A 6,173-nucleotide genomic window follows, 5' to 3' on the forward strand; every position below is an offset into this window, starting at 1 on the left:
CTGCTACACCCTCTCCCCTGTGGGGAGAGGGTTACTCTGCACTTCGTAACGAAATTTCACCGCCCACCCAGGGCTTAATCACACCATCCTGTTCAAGAAGCAACGCACCCTGCGCGTCAATGCCGCGTGATGTGCCGTAAATCTCTTTATCCCCAATCAGCAGCTTCACCGGTCGGTTAATAAAGTTATCCAGCTTTTCCCAGCGGGACAGGAATGGCGCTAACCCCTCCTGTTCAAAGAGCGTCAGCGAACTACGCAACTCATTGATCATGCGGACGGCAAGCGTATTGCGATCGATGGTGATCCCCGCTTCCTGTAGGTTGGTCCAGGCCTGGTTCACGACATCGTTCTGCACGTTTCGCATCACCATGTTCAGCCCCGCTCCAATAACGATCTGTGCGGCATCGCCTGTTTTTCCCGTCAGTTCGACCAGGATCCCCGCCAGCTTCCGATCGTTGAGATACAGATCGTTGGGCCATTTTACCCGCACCTGATCGGCACCCAGATCGTGCAGCACCTCTGCCATCACAATGCCGATGACCAGGCTCAGCCCGATGGCCGCAGCTGGCCCCTGTTCAAGCCTCCAGTACATGGAAAGGTAGAGGTTGGCGCCAAATGGTGAGAACCACTTACGCCCCCGGCGGCCACGTCCTGCCTGTTGGTACTCGGCAACGCAGGCATCACCGGATTTCAGCTCGCTCAGGCGATCCAGCAGATACTGGTTCGTCGAATCAATGACCGGCAATACCGCGACGTTACCGTGCCCAATCTGGCTGCGGATGATCTCTTCATTCAGTAACTGGATCGGTTCCGGCAGGCTGTAGCCTTTTCCCGGCACCGTAAACACATCCACGCCCCAGTCGCGGAGCGTTTGAATATGTTTATTGATGGCAGCGCGGCTCATGCCCAGCTGTTCGCCCAGCTGCTCGCCAGAATGAAACTCGCCATCAGCAAGGATACCGATGAGAGTTAACGGAATAGTATTGTCCTTCACGCAATGGTCTCCACGGCATTCACTTCGCCCGTTCGGCCAATAAAGCGAACTTCAGGCTCCAGCCAGACGTTGAATTTTTCGCCCACGCGCTGACGAACATGGTGCGCCAGGTTGACGACATCCTCACTTGTCGCGTTGGACTGGTTGATCAGTACCAGCGCCTGCTGACGATGAACAGCAGCGCCACCAAGAGTAGTACCTTTTAATTCACACTGATCGATAAGCCAGCCTGCGGCCAGCTTCACGCTGCCATCCGCCTGAGGATAATGCGGGGCCGTTGGCCAGCCAGCGAGAAATGCTTTTGCATTTTCGCTGCTGATCACCGGGTTTTTGAAGAAACTGCCCGCATTTCCGTTGACTTTCGGGTCCGGAAGCTTGGTCATGCGCATGTGGCATACGGAATCAAATACCTCACGCGGTGTGACGGTAGCCGGGTCAAGACGGGTCAGATCGCCGTAAGTCAGAACGGGTTTCCAGGCTTTCGCCAGGCGCAGACCAACGGCCACAATGACGAAACGATCCTGATAATCGTGCTTGAAAATGCTGTCGCGATAACCAAAGCGGCACTGCTCTGCGGTCAGGCGCTTCGCCGTTCCGGTCGCGAGTTCGATGCAATCGACATATTCGCAGACGTGTTTCAGTTCGATGCCGTAGGCACCGATGTTTTGAATAGGAGATGATCCTGCACAGCCCGGGATCAGGGCCAGGTTTTCCAGTCCGGGCATCCCTTTTTCAAGGGTATATTGCACCAGATGGTGCCAGTTCTCGCCAGCACCCACGTGTAAATGCCAGCTGTCAGCGCTCTCTTTACACTCAATCCCCATGATGCGATTGACGATTACCGTCCCCGCAAAATCATCGAGAAACAGGACATTACTTCCTTCGCCCAGAATAAGTACGGGTTCACCGTTTCCTGTTGCGTTTTGCCATGCATTCAGCAACTGCTGAGCACTTTCGGCACGTACAATTTGATTAGCATTCCGTTGAATACCAAAGGTATTCCAGGGCTTAAGGGAGTGATTCATAGACGCTATCCTGATGCAAAAACCGGGATAGTTTACCGTATATATGGGGGGATAGGTGATTTGTTTATGGAAAGGAAGCAGGTGTAGAAACGCAAAAAGGCCATCCTTGCGGATGGCCTCTTCACTTGTTTGATGCCTGGCAGTTCCCTACTCTCACATGGGGAGACCCCACACTACCATCGGCGCTACGGCGTTTCACTTCTGAGTTCGGCATGGGGTCAGGTGGGACCACCGCGCTAAAGCCGCCAGGCAAATTCTGTTTAATCTGTATCAGGCTGAAAATCGTGTCTGTCTCTCGTTCGCCAAAACAGCTTCGGCGTTGTAAGGTTAAGCCTCACGGTTCATTAGTATCGGTTAGCTCAACGCATCGCTGCGCTTACACACCCGACCTATCAACGTCGTCGTCTTCAACGTTCCTTCAGGAGACTTAAAGTCTCAGGGAGAACTCATCTCGGGGCAAGTTTCGTGCTTAGATGCTTTCAGCACTTATCTTTTCCGCATTTAGCTACCGGGCAGTGCCATTGGCATGACAACCCGAACACCAGTGATGCGTCCACTCCGGTCCTCTCGTACTAGGAGCAGCCCCCCTCAATTCTCCAGCGCCCACGGCAGATAGGGACCGAACTGTCTCACGACGTTCTAAACCCAGCTCGCGTACCACTTTAAATGGCGAACAGCCATACCCTTGGGACCTACTTCAGCCCCAGGATGTGATGAGCCGACATCGAGGTGCCAAACACCGCCGTCGATATGAACTCTTGGGCGGTATCAGCCTGTTATCCCCGGAGTACCTTTTATCCGTTGAGCGATGGCCCTTCCATTCAGAACCACCGGATCACTATGACCTGCTTTCGCACCTGCTCGCGCCGTCACGCTCGCAGTCAAGCTGGCTTATGCCATTGCACTAACCTCCTGATGTCCGACCAGGATTAGCCAACCTTCGTGCTCCTCCGTTACTCTTTGGGAGGAGACCGCCCCAGTCAAACTACCCACCAGACACTGTCCGCAACCCGGATCACGGGTCTACGTTAGAACACCAGCCATTAAAGGGTGGTATTTCAAGGGCGGCTCCACGCAGACTGGCGTCCACGCTTCAAAGCCTCCCACCTATCCTACACATCAAGGACCAGTGTTCAGTGTCAAGCTATAGTAAAGGTTCACGGGGTCTTTCCGTCTTGCCGCGGGTACACTGCATCTTCACAGCGAGTTCAATTTCACTGAGTCTCGGGTGGAGACAGCCTGGCCATCATTACGCCATTCGTGCAGGTCGGAACTTACCCGACAAGGAATTTCGCTACCTTAGGACCGTTATAGTTACGGCCGCCGTTTACCGGGGCTTCGATCAAGAGCTTCGCGTTGCCGCTAACCCCATCAATTAACCTTCCGGCACCGGGCAGGCGTCACACCGTATACGTCCACTTTCGTGTTTGCACAGTGCTGTGTTTTTAATAAACAGTTGCAGCCAGCTGGTATCTTCGACTGATTTCAGCTCCGCCCGCAGGGGCTTCACCTACCTATCAGCGTGCCTTCTCCCGAAGTTACGGCACCATTTTGCCTAGTTCCTTCACCCGAGTTCTCTCAAGCGCCTTGGTATTCTCTACCTGACCACCTGTGTCGGTTTGGGGTACGATTTCGTGTTACCTGATGCTTAGAGGCTTTTCCTGGAAGCAGGGCATTTATCACTTCAGCACCGTAGTGCCTCGTCATCACACCTCAGCGTTAAAAGGTACCGGATTTACCTGGAACCTCCGCCTACATGCTTAAACCGGGACAACCGTCGCCCGGCTGACATAGCCTTCTCCGTCCCCCCTTCGCAGTAACACCAAGTACAGGAATATTAACCTGTTTCCCATCGACTACGCCTTTCGGCCTCGCCTTAGGGGTCGACTCACCCTGCCCCGATTAACGTTGGACAGGAACCCTTGGTCTTCCGGCGAGCGGGCTTTTCACCCGCTTTATCGTTACTTATGTCAGCATTCGCACTTCTGATACCTCCAGCATGCCTCACAGCACACCTTCAACGGCTTACAGAACGCTCCCCTACCCAACAACACATAGTGTCGCTGCCGCAGCTTCGGTGCATGGTTTAGCCCCGTTACATCTTCCGCGCAGGCCGACTCGACCAGTGAGCTATTACGCTTTCTTTAAATGATGGCTGCTTCTAAGCCAACATCCTGGCTGTCTGTGCCTTCCCACATCGTTTCCCACTTAACCATGACTTTGGGACCTTAGCTGGCGGTCTGGGTTGTTTCCCTCTTCACGACGGACGTTAGCACCCGCCGTGTGTCTCCCGTGATAACATTCTTCGGTATTCGTAGTTTGCATCGGGTTGGTAAGCCGGGATGGCCCCCTAGCCGAAACAGTGCTCTACCCCCGAAGATGAGTTCACGAGGCGCTACCTAAATAGCTTTCGGGGAGAACCAGCTATCTCCCGGTTTGATTGGCCTTTCACCCCCAGCCACAGGTCATCCGCTAATTTTTCAACATTAGTCGGTTCGGTCCTCCAGTTAGTGTTACCCAACCTTCAACCTGCCCATGGCTAGATCACCGGGTTTCGGGTCTATACCCTGCAACTTAACGCCCAGTTAAGACTCGGTTTCCCTTCGGCTCCCCTATACGGTTAACCTTGCTACAGAATATAAGTCGCTGACCCATTATACAAAAGGTACGCAGTCACCCCATAAAGAGGCTCCCACTGCTTGTACGTACACGGTTTCAGGTTCTTTTTCACTCCCCTCGCCGGGGTTCTTTTCGCCTTTCCCTCACGGTACTGGTTCACTATCGGTCAGTCAGGAGTATTTAGCCTTGGAGGATGGTCCCCCCATATTCAGACAGGATACCACGTGTCCCGCCCTACTCTTCGAGTTCACAGCATGTGCATTTTCGTGTACGGGACTATCACCCTGTACCGTCGGACTTTCCAGACCGTTCCACTAACACACAAGCTGATTCAGACTCCGGGCTGCTCCCCGTTCGCTCGCCGCTACTGGGGGAATCTCGGTTGATTTCTTTTCCTCGGGGTACTTAGATGTTTCAGTTCCCCCGGTTCGCCTCGTTAACCTATGTATTCAGTTAACGATAGTGTGTCGGAACACACTGGGTTTCCCCATTCGGACATCGCCGGGTCAAGGGTTCATATCACCTCGCCGGCGCTTTTCGCAGATTAGCACGTCCTTCATCGCCTCTGACTGCCAGGGCATCCACCGTGTACGCTTAGTCGCTTAACCTCACAACCCGAAGATGTTTCTTTCGATTCATCATCGACTTGCGAAAATTTGAGAGACTTGAACACACATGAGCTGTGTGTCGTTTCAATTTTCAGCTTGATCCAGATTTTTAAAGAGCAAAACTTCGCAGTGCACCTTTTCAGGTTCACTCTGAAGTTTTCTTGTGTTCGCAGTAAAAGATGGTGGAGCTATGCGGGATCGAACCGCAGACCTCCTGCGTGCAAGGCAGGCGCTCTCCCAGCTGAGCTATAGCCCCATCGTAGTCACCTCTGTACCGGTAATTTTTGTTGAGGCAAGGCGTGGTGACACGAAGCATACTCAGGTATGTGAGTGTCGCCGCAACGCAGCATCAGCAAAAATTTGGTAGGCCTGAGTGGACTTGAACCACCGACCTCACCCTTATCAGGGGTGCGCTCTAACCACCTGAGCTACAAGCCTGTAGAGGTTTTTTACTGCTGTTTTTCATCAGACAATCTGTGTGAGCACTGCAAAGGCAGGTTCTTTAAGGTAAGGAGGTGATCCAACCGCAGGTTCCCCTACGGTTACCTTGTTACGACTTCACCCCAGTCATGAATCACAAAGTGGTAAGCGCCCTCCCGAAGGTTAAGCTACCTACTTCTTTTGCAACCCACTCCCATGGTGTGACGGGCGGTGTGTACAAGGCCCGGGAACGTATTCACCGTGGCATTCTGATCCACGATTACTAGCGATTCCGACTTCATGGAGTCGAGTTGCAGACTCCAATCCGGACTACGACGCACTTTATGAGGTCCGCTTGCTCTCGCGAGGTCGCTTCTCTTTGTATGCGCCATTGTAGCACGTGTGTAGCCCTACTCGTAAGGGCCATGATGACTTGACGTCATCCCCACCTTCCTCCAGTTTATCACTGGCAGTCTCCTTTGAGTTCCCGGCCGGACCGCTGGCAAC

At 53.4% G+C, this 6,173-nt stretch carries 2 protein-coding genes, 2 tRNA genes and 3 rRNA genes (1 of these 7 running past the window's edge); all 7 read right to left on the minus strand.

Features of this window, described 5'->3' with window-relative positions; genetic code table 11:
• Positions 1 to 31: 31 nt before the first annotated feature.
• Positions 32 to 994 (minus strand): bifunctional biotin--[acetyl-CoA-carboxylase] ligase/biotin operon repressor BirA, encoded by a 963-nt coding sequence (gene birA / locus L384_RS16340; protein WP_003861169.1) that lies wholly within the window; start codon positions 992 to 994, stop codon positions 32 to 34.
• Positions 991 to 2,019 (minus strand): UDP-N-acetylmuramate dehydrogenase, encoded by a 1,029-nt coding sequence (murB, locus tag L384_RS16335; RefSeq protein WP_023323862.1) that lies wholly within the window; start codon positions 2,017 to 2,019, stop codon positions 991 to 993. The genes birA and murB overlap by 4 nt, the downstream gene beginning before the upstream one ends.
• Before the next feature lie 134 nt (positions 2,020 to 2,153).
• Positions 2,154 to 2,269, minus strand: a 5S ribosomal RNA gene (gene rrf / locus L384_RS16330).
• A gap of 73 nt (positions 2,270 to 2,342) precedes the next feature.
• A 23S ribosomal RNA gene (locus tag L384_RS16325) occupies positions 2,343 to 5,246 on the minus strand.
• Between the two features lie 180 nt (positions 5,247 to 5,426).
• Positions 5,427 to 5,502 (minus strand) — tRNA-Ala (locus L384_RS16320).
• A 105-nt stretch (positions 5,503 to 5,607) separates the two neighbouring features.
• A tRNA-Ile gene (locus tag L384_RS16315) sits at positions 5,608 to 5,684 on the minus strand.
• Positions 5,685 to 5,754: 70 nt separating this feature from the next.
• A 16S ribosomal RNA gene (locus L384_RS16310) occupies positions 5,755 to 6,173 on the minus strand; it runs 1,123 nt beyond the window's last position.
• Together the 16S, 23S and 5S rRNA genes with 2 tRNA genes alongside form the textbook arrangement of a ribosomal RNA operon.

Source organism: Enterobacter sp. MGH 38 (assembly GCF_000492855.1).
Taxonomy (GTDB): domain Bacteria; phylum Pseudomonadota; class Gammaproteobacteria; order Enterobacterales; family Enterobacteriaceae; genus Enterobacter; species Enterobacter hormaechei_C.

Excerpts from the sequence above, each read along its gene's own strand:
- murB (WP_023323862.1), bottom strand. The coding sequence starts at position 2,019 with ATGAATCACTCCCTTAAGCCCTGGAATACCTTTGGTATTCAACGGAAT.